General features: G+C 71.7%; 12 protein-coding genes. 8 read left to right on the top strand and 4 right to left on the bottom strand.

Translation table 11 applies throughout. From position 1 onward, the window contains the following. Positions 1-9: 9 nt before the first annotated feature. Both ABH926_RS16530 and ABH926_RS16525 read left to right on the top strand, forming a co-directional pair. On the top strand, positions 10-1,428 hold the full coding sequence (locus ABH926_RS16530) for an aspartate aminotransferase family protein (protein WP_370366476.1): 1,419 nt from the start codon (positions 10-12) through the stop codon (positions 1,426-1,428). 12 nt (positions 1,429-1,440) lie between these two features. Beyond that, positions 1,441-2,955 (top strand): GMC family oxidoreductase, encoded by a 1,515-nt coding sequence (locus ABH926_RS16525; RefSeq protein WP_370366474.1) that lies wholly within the window; start codon positions 1,441-1,443, stop codon positions 2,953-2,955. A gap of 15 nt (positions 2,956-2,970) precedes the next feature. On the opposite strand, the gene ABH926_RS16520 is transcribed toward ABH926_RS16525, so the two are convergent. Next, on the bottom strand, positions 2,971-3,807 hold the full coding sequence (locus ABH926_RS16520) for a thioesterase family protein (protein ID WP_370366473.1): 837 nt from the start codon (positions 3,805-3,807) through the stop codon (positions 2,971-2,973). A gap of 102 nt (positions 3,808-3,909) precedes the next feature. Between ABH926_RS16520 and ABH926_RS16515 the strand changes: the two genes are divergently transcribed. The 3 genes from ABH926_RS16515 to ABH926_RS16505 all read left to right on the top strand — a co-directional run bounded on the left by ABH926_RS16515 (position 3,910) and on the right by ABH926_RS16505 (position 7,134). After that, on the top strand, positions 3,910-5,043 hold the full coding sequence (locus tag ABH926_RS16515) for a methyltransferase domain-containing protein (protein ID WP_370366472.1): 1,134 nt from the start codon (positions 3,910-3,912) through the stop codon (positions 5,041-5,043). Between the two features lie 61 nt (positions 5,044-5,104). After that, positions 5,105-6,139, top strand: a complete 1,035-nt coding sequence (locus tag ABH926_RS16510) for a methyltransferase (protein WP_370366471.1) — start codon at positions 5,105-5,107, stop codon at positions 6,137-6,139. Further along, complete coding sequence (locus ABH926_RS16505) at positions 6,136-7,134, top strand: methyltransferase (protein ID WP_370366470.1); 999 nt, start codon at positions 6,136-6,138, stop codon at positions 7,132-7,134. Before ABH926_RS16510 ends, ABH926_RS16505 begins: the two co-directional genes overlap by 4 nt. A 755-nt stretch (positions 7,135-7,889) precedes the next feature. Here the strand turns inward: ABH926_RS16505 and ABH926_RS16500 are convergent. Both ABH926_RS16500 and ABH926_RS16495 read right to left on the bottom strand, forming a co-directional pair. After that, positions 7,890-8,624: a tryptophan 2,3-dioxygenase family protein gene (locus tag ABH926_RS16500; RefSeq protein WP_370366469.1), complete on the bottom strand. Its 735-nt coding sequence runs from the start codon at positions 8,622-8,624 to the stop codon at positions 7,890-7,892. A gap of 5 nt (positions 8,625-8,629) precedes the next feature. After that, positions 8,630-9,838, bottom strand: coding sequence for a pyridoxal phosphate-dependent aminotransferase (locus ABH926_RS16495; RefSeq protein WP_370366467.1), 1,209 nt, complete (start codon positions 9,836-9,838; stop codon positions 8,630-8,632). A 92-nt stretch (positions 9,839-9,930) separates the two neighbouring features. Between ABH926_RS16495 and ABH926_RS16490 the strand changes: the two genes are divergently transcribed. Further along, the gene (locus tag ABH926_RS16490) at positions 9,931-11,178 is read left to right on the top strand and encodes a cytochrome P450 (RefSeq protein WP_370366466.1); all 1,248 of its coding nucleotides are present in this window, start codon (positions 9,931-9,933) and stop codon (positions 11,176-11,178) included. Next, entirely contained in the window at positions 11,166-12,443 is a 1,278-nt protein-coding gene (locus tag ABH926_RS16485; protein WP_370366465.1) for a condensation domain-containing protein, read from the top strand. The genes ABH926_RS16490 and ABH926_RS16485 overlap by 13 nt, the downstream gene beginning before the upstream one ends. Before the next feature lie 52 nt (positions 12,444-12,495). Here ABH926_RS16485 and ABH926_RS16480 read toward each other — a convergent pair whose 3' ends face one another. Next, positions 12,496-12,780, bottom strand: coding sequence for an acyl carrier protein (locus ABH926_RS16480; protein WP_370366464.1), 285 nt, complete (start codon positions 12,778-12,780; stop codon positions 12,496-12,498). A 136-nt stretch (positions 12,781-12,916) separates the two neighbouring features. On the opposite strand from ABH926_RS16480, the gene ABH926_RS16475 reads away from it, so the two are divergent. After that, a complete protein-coding gene (locus tag ABH926_RS16475; RefSeq protein WP_370366463.1) occupies positions 12,917-14,593 on the top strand; it encodes an AMP-binding protein in 1,677 nt (558 codons plus the stop codon). Positions 14,594-14,607: the final 14 nt, after the last annotated feature.

Here is a 14,607-nt window from a genome sequence, read left to right as displayed (position 1 = left end):
AGGGACCCTGTGACTGCGGACAGCAGAACGACTACGGACAGCAGAACGACCTTCGACCCGGCGACCCACCCCTTCTGGCACGGCTTCGCCCCGATGGGCTTCGTGCTCGGCCAGGCCGGCCCGGACGACATGTGGGTGCGCGGCGAGGGCTCCTGGCTCGTCGACGCCCAAGGGAACCGTTGCCTGGACGCGCGCTCCGGCATCGGCAACATGAACCTCGGCTACAGCCGCGAGGACATCGCGCAGGCCATGTACCAGCAGGCCCGGGAACTGCCGTTCGTGTGCACGATGCGCTGGGAGCAGGCGGTCCCGGTCGCGGTGGACTACGCCCGCGCGCTGGTCGACGCCGCGCCGGCGGGCATCACCCGGGTCCGATTCACCCACACCGGCAGCGCCGCGGTGGAGTCGGCCGTGCTGATGGCCCGCGGGTACCAGCGCAACGTCGGCCGGCGCAAGAAGCGCACCGTCGTCGCGTTGGACGGCAGCTTCCACGGCAGCACCCTGACCGCGATGGCCACCGGCGGGCAGCGGATCCTGCACCGGTTCTTCGGCCCGATGCCCGAGGGCTTCGCGCACGTGCCGCTGCCGGCCATGGCCTCCTGCCCGCGCTGCCGCGACGGCGCGAGCACCGCCGAGGCGACGTGCGGCTCTGGCGTGCTGGCAGCACTGCGGGAGCTGGGGCCCGACCAGCTGGCGGCGGTGTTCGTCGAGCCGGTGAAGGGCGTCAGCGGCGTGCCGCTGCCGGACCACTTCCTGCGGGAGCTGCGCGAGTTCTGCACTGCGCACGGGATCCTGCTGGTCTTCGACGAGGTCTTCACCGGCTTCGGCCGGACCGGCGCGATGTTCGCCGCCGAGCTGTCCGGTGTGACGCCCGACGTGATGTGTTTCGCCAAGGCGATCACCGCCGGCTACGCGGCTCTCGGCGCGGTGGCGGTGACCGACGAGGTCTACGGCGCGTTCGACATCTCCTCCACATCAGCCTTCTCCCATGCCTCCAGCACCGACGCCCATCCGGTGGCCTGCGCCGCCGCTCTGGCCGCGCTGCGCGCCTACCAGGAGGAGGACGTGGTGGCGCAGGGGCGCGCGATGGGAGTGCGCTTGGCGCACGCGCTGTCCGAGGCGCTGTCCGGCTCGCCGCGGCTTGGCGCCGTCCGGCAGCTCGGCGCTTATGTGGGCCTGGATCTGCTCGACGACGAAGGGCGTCCGGCCGGGATGCCGATGAAGCGCCACCTGGAGGCGCGCTGCCGCCGGGCCGGAGTGCTGATCGACTACACGCCCGACACCGTCATGCTCATCCCGCCGCTGACCACTCCCCCGCAGGACGTCGGCTTCCTCGCCGCGACCCTGGCCGAGGTGGTCCTGGCGTTCCGCGAATCAGACGTCGACGAATCCACGCTGCGTCCGGCGACGCTGCGCGGTCACAGGTAGGAGGGGATCCTCATGGCCGCGCGGCAGGGGTTCGACGTCGTCGTCCTGGGCGGCGGCACGGCCGGCGCGGTCGTGGCGGCGCGGCTGTCGGAGGACCCGGGACGCCGGGTGCTGCTGGTGGAGGCCGGGCCGGACTACCCGGCGGCCGAGACGCCGGAAGCGGTGCGCGGCTCGGATTTCCTGCGGGCCGCGACGCTGCGGCAGCTGCGCTGGCCGAACATCAGGGCCCTGCTGACCGAGGCGGGGCCGGAGCGGCCGTACCTGTGCGGGCGCGGGATCGGCGGCAGCTCGGTGATCAACGGGCAGTCCGCGATCCGCGGGCTGCCGGACGACTTCGACCGGTGGGACGTGCCCGGCTGGTCCTGGGCCGAGGTCGCGCCGGTGTTCCAGCGCCTGGAGGACGACGCCGACTTCGGCGACCAGCCCGGCCACGGCGTCGGCGGCCCGGTACCGGTGTCCCGGTCGCCGCGGCGGAACTGGGGCACGGCCAGCCACGCGCTCGCGGTGGCGGCCGCCGGACTGGGCCACGCTCAGTACCCTGACATCAACGCCCCGGGCAGCACCGGGGTCTCACCGGTGACGTGGAACCGGCGGGACGGGATGCGGGTGTCGATGAAGGACGCTTACATCGAGCCGGCCCGGGGCCGCCCGAACCTGTGCATCAGGCCCGACACGCTGGCGGTGCGGCTGCGGTTCCATCGGGACCGCTTCGTCGGGGTCGATCTGGCGGACGCCGACGGAGTCACCCTGGTGCGCGCGGACCGCGCTGTGGTCTGTCTCGGCGCCGTGCACTCGCCGGCGCTGCTGCTGCGCTCGGGGATCGGGCCGGCGTGTGATCTGCGGTCGCTGGGTGTGCCGGTCGTCGCTGATGTTCCCGGGGTCGGGCTGCATCTGCAGGACCATCCGACGGTGTGGCTGAGGTTCCCGGCTGCTGAAGAAGTGTCGTCGGCCGCGCAGTCGTCTCCGGGGCACTGTGCTCTGCGTTTCTCCTCCCATGCCTGCGGTGCGCCAGACAACGATCTCCAGCTCTACGTCAGCGATCCGTCGGGTTCGGCGGCCGGTGTCATGGCGGCGTTGCTGGATCCGCGTTCCACCGGACGCATCCGACTGCGGTCCGCAGATCCTGCGGCGGAGCCGGAGGTGGCGTTCCGAATGCTGGCCGCTTCGGCCGACGTCGACCGGATGACGGCCGGACTGCGGGAGGCGGCGCGGATTCTTGAGCATCCGGAGTTCAAGGCGGTGATGGCCGGGCCCGCGCGGCTGGCCACGACGCCGGTCGAGGACGCGTTGGCGGACCCGGATCTGCCGCGGCTGCTCCGCCGCGCCCTGGTCCCCTATCACCACGCGACCGGCGGCTGCCGGATGGGATCGGACGACGCGGCGGTACTCGATCCGGACGGTGCGGTGCGCGGGGTGGAGGGCGTGATCGTCGCCGACGCCTCGGTCATGCCGCGGACCGTGCGGGCTCCCACGCACCTGACCACCGTGATGGTGGCCGAGCGTCTCAGCGGTCTGGTTTCTGCCTAGCTTCTCGGACAAGGCCTAGAACATGCGGCACAGCAGCTGGGAGGTCCCGCTGGCGACCAGATCGCCGGCCGGAGACCAGATCCGGGTGCGGCCGCTGACCAGTCCCCCGCCGGCCGCGCTGCCCCGGGTCTCGATGAGCAGGTGGTCGTCGGTGGGCGGCGGGGCATGGAAGGCCACATACAGATCCAGGTTCGGGGCGATGAACGCGGGCGCCTCGAAGCCCTTGGCGATCGCCGGATAGATCGACACGTCCGCGCTGATGAGCAGTCGGGCGGCATCGGCCCAGGGGTCGCCGCACGCGGACTGCGGCAGATAGCGCTCCCAGGAGCGCAGCATCGGCTCGCCGCCGGGCTCGCGGCTCTCGCCGGGCAGGAAGACCTGCCGGATCTCCACGTTCTTCCAGAACGGGGTCAGCGCCGTCGGATCGCCGCCGAGGTCCTGGGCCGGGTCGAACACCGAGAGCTCGTACGGCGGCGGCGCGGCCGGCGCCGGGACCCAGCCGGCACTCGGGCCCGGTAGGTCGTCGGCGACTGCCCAGACGAGGACTTCGAGGACCGGCGAGTCGCGCTGCGTCATCAGGACCCTGAGCGACTCGGCACGGCGCGAGCGCCGTCCGGTAACCACCGTCAGCTCGACCGGGCCGAAGCGCGCCGGGGCCAGATAGTGGCAGGCGGCGCTGGCCGGCCGGGCCAGCTCGGTCGAGGCGCCGGCGGCCCGCACCGCGATCGCCGCCAGGTAGCCGCCGACCGGGCCCCACAGATCCCAGTCCGGGCTCACCTCGGCGCGGAAACGGCCCGTGAGGCGGCCCGGCTCCAGGGGTTCGACCGCTGTGTCGTGCTGCAGATCTCCCATGCGGGGTTCATAGCACGGCGCGCGAGAGGGCGGCGCGTATGGCTCGTTGACCCCTTGAGCAGGGCGGTGCGAGCATTCGAAACCACCGACCAAGGAGGGTCCATGGCCCGTGTCGATATCTCAGAGCTCGACTTCGAGCAGATGATCGCCATCGGAAACCGGATCTATTCCCATGTCACCGGAGCCCAGGTCGCGGCCCTGGTGGTCATCGGGGACCGGCTGGGGCTCTTCGAGGCACTGGCCGACCACGGACCGGCGACCGGCGCGCAGCTGGCCGCCGTGACGTCGCTGCACGAGCGGTATGTCCGGGAGTGGGCCGACGCGCTGGTGGCGACCGGGTACGTCGAGGTTGAGACGGTCGATGCGGATGCCGCGGATGCCGCCGATACCGCCGATGGGAGCGAGGCTCGGCGCTACCGGCTGACCAAGGAAGGCATCTTCTTCTTCGGCGATCCCGAGAGCCCCGGTTTCAGCGTCGGCGCCTACCAGCTGGCCTACGGCGTGACCCGCAACGTCCCGCGCCTCATGGAGTGCTTCGCCTCCGGCGAGGGCATCGGGTACGCCGACAGCGGCGAAGAGGTGACCGTGGGAGTCGAGCGCCTGTGGGCGCCGATCCACGAGTACTTCCTCGAAGGATGGCTGCAAAGCATTCCCGGGCTTACGGAAAAGCTCTCCGCACCCGGCGCGGCGATCGCCGACGTCGGCTGTGGCCGGGGACGTTCGACGGCGACACTGGCCCGGCTGTTCCCGAAGGCCGAGGTCGTCGGGATCGACGCGGACGCCGCGAGCATCGAGGCGGCGCGCGCCCTGGCCGCCTCGCGCGGGCTGAGCAACGTCGCCTTCCGGGTGCAGCTCGCCGATGAGATCCACGAGCAGGACCGCTACGACTTCGTCTACCTGTTCCACACCCTGCACGACATCCCTGAGCCGGTACCCGCGCTCACGGCGATGGGCCGGGCGCTGAAGGCCGACGGGCTGCTGCTGTGTGTGGAGTCCTCGGCCTCGGACGACCCGATGACCAACCGCGGCACGCCGGCGGAGATGTTCGCCTCGGTGAGCCCGCTGTTCAACCTGCCGGTGGCGATGGCCGCCGCCGGCGACGGATCCGGGACGATCCTGACGGAGGCGAACGTGCGCGCCTGGGCCGACAAGGCGGGCCTGGGTTCGTACGAGGTCCTGGCGATCACCTTCCCGCCGCCGTCGATGCTGCACCGTTTCCACGCACTGCGCCGCTGACGCGCCCCTGACGCGCCGGCGGCGCGCCGACGATCTCCGACAAGGTGAGTGAGGCGAGCCGATGACCGCTACCCAGTCCGACCTGATCGGGCAGACCGACCAGGCGACCATGCTGAGGCTGTTCGAGCTGGCCGACATCATCGTCCCGTTCGCCATCAGCGTGGCCGCCGATCTGCGGCTGGCCGACCTGTTGGCCGACGGACCGCTGCCGGCGGCCGAGCTGGCGCGGCGGGCCGGCGCCGATCCCGACGCGCTGCACCGGATGCTGCGGGCGCTGGCCGGCAAGGACATCTTCGCCGAGACCGCCCCGGGGGTCTTCGGGCTGACGCCGATGAGCGAGCTGCTGCGCAGCGGGCATCCGTTGTCGTTCCGGAAGCTGTTCCACACGGTCGACGCGGACGTGCTGGCCTTCGCCCACCTGGGCGACAGCGTCCGCACCGGCGGACCGGCCTTCGACCTGGTGCATGGCGAGGAGTTCTGGAGCTACCTGGCCGCACGCCCATCCGACGCCCGCATCTTCGACGAGTTGATGGCCGCGTTCACGGAGTTGGAGCTGCGGGCTGTGCTGCCGGTCTACGACTGGGAGTCGCTCGGCACGGTCATCGACGTCGGGGGCGGGAACGGGGCGCTGCTGGCCGGGTTGCTGGCACGCCACACGAACCTGCACGGCGTTCTCTACGACCTGCCGGAGGTGGTCGGGGCGGCGGCGCCGGTGCTGGCCGCGGCGGGCGTCGCAGAGCGCTGCGAAGTGGTCGGCGGCAGCTTCTACGACAAGGTCCCGCCGGGACGCGGCGGGGCGTATCTGCTCAAGCGGATCATCTACAACTACGAGGACGAGGCGGCGACGCGGATCCTGCGTACGGTGCGGGCCGGGATGGGCGCTGATGACCGCGTGCTCCTGCTGGAGCCGGTGCGGCGGCGGGGGGCGGCGTTCGAGATGGGCCGGCTGATGGACCTGAAGATGCTGGTCCTCGGGACGGGCCGGGTGCGCGGGCGGCACGAGTTGCAGGCGCTGTTCGCCGGGGCCGGTTTGCGGCTGCGCAGGATCGTGCCGACACCGATGATCGCGGTGATCGAGGCGGTGGCCGAGCAGTGAGCCGCATTCTGGACGTCGCGACCGGCTACTGGGCCTCGCGCACCTTGATGAGCGCGATCGAGCTCGATGTCTTCACGGTTCTGGCCGGCGGCGCGCGCGACTACAAGAGCCTGGCCGAACAGCTGGAGCTGCATCCGCGCGGGGCACGCAACTTCCTGGACGCACTGGTCGCCATGGGATTCCTGACGCGCGACGCCGACGACCGGTATGCGAACACCCGCGAGTCCAGGATGTTCCTGGACCGCACCAAGCCGCTGTTCGTGGGCTCCTCGTTCGCCATGGCCGCGCCGCGACTGTGGGGGGCCTGGAGCCACCTCACCGAGGCGCTGCGTACCGGCGAGCCGCAGTACGACGGGGCCGCCGAGGGCGCCGACGTCTTCAACGCCATCTACAGCAAGCAGGATGTTCGGGACACGTTCCTGCAGTCGATGGCCGGGGCGAGCGCAGGGGTCGCCATGGCGCTGTCCCGCGGGTTCCCGTGGAAGGACTATCAGAGCTTTGCGGACGTCGGGACGGCCTCCGGCGTGGTCCCGATCCACATCGCCAAGGCCCACAAGCACCTTCAGGGCATCGGGTTCGACCTGCCCCCGGTCCGCGAGCCCTTCGAGGCGGCGATCGCGAAGGCTGGCTTGGCGGAGCGCGTGCGCTTCGAGGGCGGGGACTTCTTCGCCGACCCGCTGCCGACGGCGGACGTGCTGATCATGGGCCACATCCTGCACGACTGGGACCTGGCCGAGAAGAAGCGGCTGATCGCCTCGGCCTACGAGGCGCTTCCGCCCGGCGGGACACTCCTTATATATGAGGCGCTCATCGACGACGAGCGGGCCGCGAACCAGTTCAGCCTCCTGATGAGCCTGAACATGCTCGTCGACACACCTGGCGGCTTCAACTTCAGCGCCGCGGACTGTCTGGGCTGGCTGAGCGATGCGGGGTTCTCGGAGTGCCGGGTGGAGCCGCTGGCGGATCCGGACTCGCTGATCGTCGCGGTGAAGTAGGCGCGTCGGGGTGCGGTTCGCCTGTGGGTTTACAGGCGACAGGCCTTTTTTGACGGCTTCGCGCATGGTTTACGGGATCCGTTGGTGGCGCGGTTCGGTGGTGGGTCGGGTCGAGTGGGGGCGGCGGTGGTGTGGGCAGGTGGTCGGGTTTACCGCCACAGTCAAAAGCCACAGTCAAGGGCAAGAGCGAAAGGCAAGGTCAAGAGCTTAGTGGACGGGGTCCACTACGCAACGCACACGCGGCGGTGACGTGTTGTGCGTGAGGTGCGGGGACCCTTCCCACAGGTGGGTTTGTCCCGGATTCCCCGTCGCGTCGGCGGGCGCAGCCAAGTAGACCGGGCCGGTCTGCTTCCTTTAGGCGACGATGCGACGGGGAATCCGGGACAGAGGCGACCACAAGCAACGACCGCCGGCGGGCAGCGCAACCCCCCTCCCCGGAGCGAGGCCGCTCGCCGCGCAGGCGCCGCCGGAGGCGCCTTTAGCCTTTGACCTTGCCTTTCGCTCTTGCTCTTGACTGTGGCAGTAGACCTGACCACCTGACCACACCACCGCCGCCGACACCCGACCCGACGCGCCACCGAACCGCGCCACCAACGGATCCGTCTTCAACCCGCGCGAAGCCGTCAAAAAAGCCTTTCCCCCACAGCTCAGCCGCACATGAAAATGGCCGGCGCCCACCAGCGCCGGCCATTCCCTCATGCCTTCATGCCTTCATGCCTTCATGCCTTCATGCCTTCATGCCTTCATGCCCTAGCTCAGACCGGAACCGTCGCCTCAAAACTCGTCCGAGCACTCCACAGCTCCGGATACAGCCGCCGGCTCAGGCTGCGCTGCAAGTACGCGACCCCGTCCGTCCCGCCGGTCCCCGGGTTCTCCCCAATGTGCCGTGCCGCCGCCAGCACATGCCGGTGCCGCCACGTCACCAGCGCGTGGTCGTGGTCCAGCAGCGCCTCGCAGAGCTCTGCCAGCAGCCCGCGCTCCTCGCGATAGACCCGCACCACCGTGCTCATACGGTGCTGTCCCGCCGCCTCGGAGGTCTCGGCCGGCATGTCGAAGCCGGCGCGCTCCAGGTGGTCGCAGAAGGCGCTCCACAGGTCCCTGACGCGCTTCGGGGCCTGGGGTGTGCGGCGGGTCGAGGTCGACAGGGCCACGATCGTCGCGAACTGCTGCGACTCCGCCGCCGAGGCGGTGCCCAGGGCGGGGCGCATGTCGGCGAAGCCGCCGGGTTCCAGGTGGTCGATCAGGATCAGCTGCTCGATCAGCAGCCGCTCCACTTCGTGGACGCGCCTCAGGCAGCGCAGGGCGGTGGCCGGGTCGTCCTCGTCGAGGGCGCCGATGGCCAGGCCGAGGTCGGTGATCATGAGTTTGAACCAGAGTTCGCAGACCTGGTGCACCAGGATGAAGGCCAGTTCGGTGCGGCCGCTGCGGCTGCGGGGCTGCTGGAGGGTCAGCAGTTCGTCGAGTTTCAGGTACTCGCTGTATCCGGCCATCGTCCTCAGGCGCCGTTCCGCTCGGTGCGCAGCTCGGCGGTCAGCTGCCGGAGCCTGCGCATGCCCTCGACGGTGGCGTCCAGGTCGCCGCAGAACGCGACGCGCACGCGGCCCGGGTCGGGGGCTTCGGGGGCCACGAAGGTGGCGCCGGGGGCTACCGCGACCGCGTGCTCGGCCAGCAGCCGGTCGGCGAAGGCCGCCGAGGTCAGGCCGGTGCCGGAGACGTCGACCATGGCGTACCAGCCGGCCGGGGGCAGGTGCTCCAGCAGGCCTTCGTCCACCGCGGCGGTCAGGGCGGCGTCGCGGACGGCGCGGACGTGGGCGTGTGCTTCCTTGGGCATCTCCTCGTCGTCGAGGGCTGCCAGGGCCGCGTGCTGGACCGGGGTGGAGGGGGCGATCACCGTGCCCTCGCAGACCCGGCGCAGGGTGGCGGCGGTGACGTCGTTGGGGGCCGCGGCGTAGCCCATGCGGTAGCCGGTCATGCCGTAGCCCTTGGAGAACGTGTGCACCGAGAACACGCGGCGCTCCCGGTCGGGGACGTCGCGCTCGTAGGAGGCCAGGGCGGTGTGGTGGCCGTCGTACACGAACTGCTCGTACGCCTCGTCCCCGATCAGCCAGACGTCCTGCTGCCGGGCCCAGCGCGCGATCTCGGCCAGCTCGGCCGGGTCGGCCAGGGCGCCGGTGGGGTTGGCCGGGGAGTTCACCACGACCAGGCGGGTGGCCGGGCTCACCGCGGCGCGGATGCGGTCGGCCTCGATGCGGTAGCCCGCGCCGAGGGAGTAGGTGCGCACCGTGGCCCGGGCCACCACCGCGCCCTGCATGTAGATCGGCCAGAAGACCTCCGGCAGCAGGATCTCGTCCCCGGGCTCGCAGACCGCCATGGCGATCGCGGCCAGGGCGTAGGAGGAGCCCGGGGTGACTATGACCCGGTCGGCGACGGTGGCCACGCCGTCGGCCTCGGCCAGCCGCCGGACCAGCCGCTCGCGCAGCTCCGGCAGCCCTTCGGCGTTGGTGTATCCGGTCCGGCCGTCGGCCACGGCCGCGACGAGCGCGGCGCGCGCCGCCGCCGGCGCGCCGAAGGCCGGCTCGCCGACGTGGAGCTGGAGCACGTCCCGGCCGGCCCGCGTGGCCTGTTCGACCTGGCGGTGCACGGCGTGCAGGACTGACCTGGGGAGCCGGGCGAGTCGCCGGTCCAGGACGTCGGGCTGATTCATCGGCAACTCCCTGAGAAGGCCCTGAGAAGGCGCTGGCAAGCACGGCTTCGACGAGCTCGACTAAACAAAGCACTGTCGTGCAATGTCGCGCTATGGACCCAACCCGCGGGGCGTCCGAAACGCCGGCGTCGTGTCCGTTCGATCCCGACGACGCCGCAACCATCGCCGATCCCTATCCCCGGTATCAACATCTGCGCTCTGACTCGCCGGTGCAGTACATCCCGCAGCACGATCTGTGGGCGGTCACCCGGCACGCCGACATCGTCACCGTGCTCAGCGATCCGCGCCGGTACTCCTCGCGCCTGGGCATGGCGGCGCTGCCCGGCCGGCATGGCACCCGCACCGTCGACTACCGCATCGGCGCGCCGGGCGTCCGGGTGCTCATCGCCACCGATCCTCCCGCGCACACCGCGTTCCGCGCGATCGTCGGGGCGCCGTTCCGCGGGCCCGGCCTGGCCCGGCTGGCGCCGCTGGTGGAGCAGGCGGCCCGGTCGGTCGTGGCCGACGCGCTGGAGCGCCAGCACCGCGAGGGCGGGTTCGACGTCTGCCACGACCTGGCCGCTCCGCTACCGGTGCTGGTGCTGGCCGAGCTGTTCGGGGTGCCCACCGAGATGCGCGCGACGTTCCGCGAATGGGCCTCGGCCGTCACCGACGACCTGAGCACCCCGGGCGGCGATGAGGACTCCCGCGCGGCGCTGGGCCGCGGCTATGACATGCTGCGCTACTTCCGGCGCGAGATCGCCCGGCGTCGCAGCGAGCCCAGCACTGACCTGCTCGGCCGGCTGGCCGCCGCCGACCGCGAGGTCCTGTCCGACCACGAGGTGCTGGCGTTCTGCGTCTTCCTGCTCGTGGCGGGCATCGAGACCACCACCAACCTGCTGACGAACCTGGTCGACGCGCTGCTCACGTTCCCCGAGGCGGCCAAGCGCCTGTGGGACGACCCGGGCCTGGCGCCGGCCGTGGTGGAGGAGGCCCTGCGCTTCGACACCTCGGTGCAGGGCCTGTGGCGGGCCACCACGGAGCCGGTCGAGCTCGGCGGCGTCGCGCTGCCGGCGGGCAGCCGGCTGCTGGTGTTGTTCGGCGCGGCGAACCGGGACGGCGAGGTGTTCGCCGAGCCCGACGAGTTCCGCCTGGACCGCCCCTCCAACGCGCATCTGGCCTTCGGCTTCGGACACCATTACTGCCTCGGCGCGCAGCTGGCCAGGCTCGAACTTACAGCTGCGGTGCGGGCGCTGGTCGAGGCCACCGGCGGGATCGCGCGCCGGGGCTCGGCGGTGCGCCGGGACAGCCTGGTCCTGCGTGGCTTCAGCAGTCAGCCGGTGTCGGTGTGGCCGCGGTAGCCGGGCCGGCCGGAGACCTCCCGGCGTCGGTCGGCCAGCGGCTGTTGTGGGTCCTGGAACGATTCCGGGGCGAGCAGGGCGCGGCCAACGTGCCGATCGTGCTGCGGCTGCGCGGGCCGCTGGATCACGGCCTGCTCGCCGAGGGACTCAGTGCCCTGACCGCGCGGCACGAGAGCCTGCGCACGACGGTGTCCGGCCGCGGCCGGCGCCTGGCGCAGCACGTCCATCCGGCGCCGGAGGCCGCGCCGATGCCGGTCGTGGACCTCACCACCACGGTCGAACACGCCGTGCTGGCCGAGATCGGCGAACCCATCGACGTGCAGAAATGGCCGACGCGCACCACGCTGTGGCGGCTGGACGACCAGGACCACGTCCTGTGCTTCAACATGCACCACGCCGCCACCGACGGCTGGTCCTGCGGCCTGGTGCTGCGCGATCTCAGCCTGCTGACGGACGCTGGCCGGCCGCCGCTGCCGGAGCTGGGATGGCAGTACTCGGATTTCTGCGCCTGGCAGGACGACTGGCTGCGGGGCGAGCGGGCCAAGGCGGCCCACGAGTACTGGGAGCGGCAGCTCACCGGGGCCGAATCACCCGGTGTCCCGCTGCGGCCGACGCCGGCCGGCACCCCGCGCGTGGACGGCAGCGTGAGCGCCGACATCTCCGCGCAGACGGTGGCCGCCCTTCAGCGTGTGGCGCGCGCCCGGCGCACCACGCTGCCCACGGTCATGCTCGCGCTCTACTACGCGGTGCTGCACCGGGCCACCGGCGAGGACGACTTGGCCGTCGCCTCGTTCATGGCCAACCGCGGCGATGCCCGGGCTCAGGAGACGGTCGGGTTGCTGGCCAACATGTTGGTGCTGCGGACCCGGCTGGGGCGGGAATCAGGGTTCGATGACCTGGTACGGCGGGCCCATGACACGGTGATGGCCGCCTACGTGCACCAGGGGCTGCCCTACCAGCTGCTGCCGGCCGCGGCGTTCCAGGAGGCGGACCGCCGCGCCGACGACGTGATGTTCCAGATGATCCCGCAGCAGGACGTGCCGCGCACGGTGGCCGGGGCGGCGGCCGAGGCGGTCGTGGTGGACAACCTCGGTACCCGCTTCGAAGCGGAGTTCCAGCTCTACCAGCGATTCGGCGCCATCCGGGCGGTGTTCTTCTTCAACGCCGCCCGGCTGGAGCGCCGATGGGCCGCCGATCTGCTGGCCGACTACGTCGCGCTGGCCGCGCGGGCCGCAGCCGGCCGGGACGTGCTGTCAGGGAACTGATGGCGCTGATCGCAACTGACCGCAGCAATCGCAGCTGATCGTGCCGGTCGCGCTATTCGCTGTCCGAGTCCGACGGGAGCAGGCCCAGCACCAGCTCCACGATCTCCTCGACCGTGGTGATGTGCTGCACCTGCTCCTGGTCGATGGGCGGCAGGTCGAACTCGTCCTCCAAGGTGAATCCGAGTTCGAGCAGGGCCAGCGAGTGGTAGGCGAGGTCCTCCACGAGCCGCGTGGCACCGTCGGTGCGTGCGCCATCGGGCTCCGGTGCCAGCTCCACGATGATCGAGCGGATCCGGGCCCGGGTGTCCTGGTCGACGAGTTCTGTTTCGGTGCTCACACGTAACTCCCGCTCCTGGTGTTCCAATGCGGTGATTGCCCCTCACGAGCGCACTGCGTCATCCTCGCCCTGGGCGGAGCGCTGCATCCGGTGCAGCGGCGGCCCTAGGGTCTCACCGACCGAGGAGTCTGGGTCAATGGCCACCATCCCGCTGCTCGCATGGCTCGACGAACCGCATCCCGGCCACGGCGTCCGCTTCGCCGCCGACGACGGCTGGGACACGTGGTCCTACCCCGGCCTGGCGGCCTTCGCCGGCCGGGTCGCGCACGGCCTGCAGCGCGCCCGGGTCGGGCCCGGGGACCGGGTGCTGATCGTGCACCGCTCCGGACCGGAGTTCGCCGCCACGTTGTTCGGCGTCATGGCCGCCGGGGCGGTGCCGTGCCCGGTGGCGCCGCCGCTGCTGTTCCACGACGCGCAGCGCTATGCCGCGCACGTGCAGGCGGTCGCGGCCGCGGCCCGGCCGGTCGCCGCGGTGACCCTGCCGGAGCTGCGCGAGCCGCTCCTGGCGCTGCTCGCCGATTCCGGGATCCAGGTCACCACCGTGGACGACCTGATCTCAGGGATCGAAGACACGGCCGGGATCCCGGCGGTGAAGCGGGCCGAGACGGCACTGGTGCAGTTCACGTCCGGATCCAGCGGCACGGTGCGCGGGGTCGCGGTCCCGTTCGCCTCGCTGGAGGCCAACGTCGCGGCGATCCGCGCGTGGCTGGCGATGACGCCGGAGGACCCGACCGCCTCCTGGCTGCCGATCCACCATGACATGGGGTTGATCGGCTGCCTGCTGACCCCGGTGGTGAACCAGAGCGACCTGTATCTGCTGGGGCCGGAGTGGTTCGTCCGCGACCCGGCGCGGTATCTACGCTGCTTCGACCGTGGCCCCTCGGCCCCGGGCGCGCGGCTGACCGCGCTGCCCAACTTCGGGCTGGAGCACATCACGCGGCGCGTGAAGCCGGAGGCGCTGGCCGGGCTGGACCTGTCAGAGTGGCGGGCGGTCATCGTCGGCGCCGAGCGGGTCGACGCCGCGGTGCTGGACCGGTTCACGGCGCTGCTGGAGCCGTGCGGGTTCGATCGCAGGGCCCTGCTTCCGGCCTACGGGATCGCCGAGGCGACGCTGGCGGTGACCGGCTTGGCGCTGGATGTGGAGTTCAGCACGGCCGCCGTGGACGCCCGGACGTTGGCGGTGGGCAGCCCCGTGGATCCGTCCCCTGATGACGACGAGGACTCGCTTCAGCAGGTGGTCGGATGCGGACGTCCGCTGACCGGGGTCGAGGTGGCGGTCGTCGACGACGAAGGCGTCCCGCTGCCGGAGGACCGCCTCGGCGAGATCGTGGTGCGCGGCACCTCGCTGACCGCCGGCTACGTCGCCGCCGCCGGCACCGGTTCCCCGACGCGGTTCGAGGACGAGGCGCTGTACACCGGCGACGCCGGGTTCCTGCGCGGCGGCCAGCTGTACGTGATCGGCAGGCTCGGCGACAGCGTGAAGGTGCGCGGCCGGACGGTCTTCGCCGAGGACGTGGAGGCCGCGCTGGTCGCCGAGGGCATCCCCCGGACGCGGCTCGCAGTGCTGCTGGGAGCCTCCGCGCAGGGGGCGACGGCGGTGGTCGTCATCGAGCAGGGCGAGCCGGAATGGCTGGCCGGGGCCCGCAAGGTGGTGCGGCGGGTGGCCGAGGGCTCGGCCGGGGTCGTGCTCGACGTGCCGCGCCGGACCATCCAGCGGACCACCAGCGGCAAGCCGCGGCGGCGGGTGATGTGGCGGGCCTATGTCGACGGGGAGCTGCCGGGCGTGGTGGTGCCGGCTGCCGCTTCGTCCTGACCGGCTCGGCAGGA

This window comes from Catenulispora sp. GP43, from assembly GCF_041260665.1.
Taxonomy (GTDB): Bacteria; Actinomycetota; Actinomycetes; order Streptomycetales; family Catenulisporaceae; genus Catenulispora.
The sequence above is the reverse complement of the archived record's forward strand: the minus strand, read 5'-3'. Positions and strand labels throughout refer to the sequence as shown.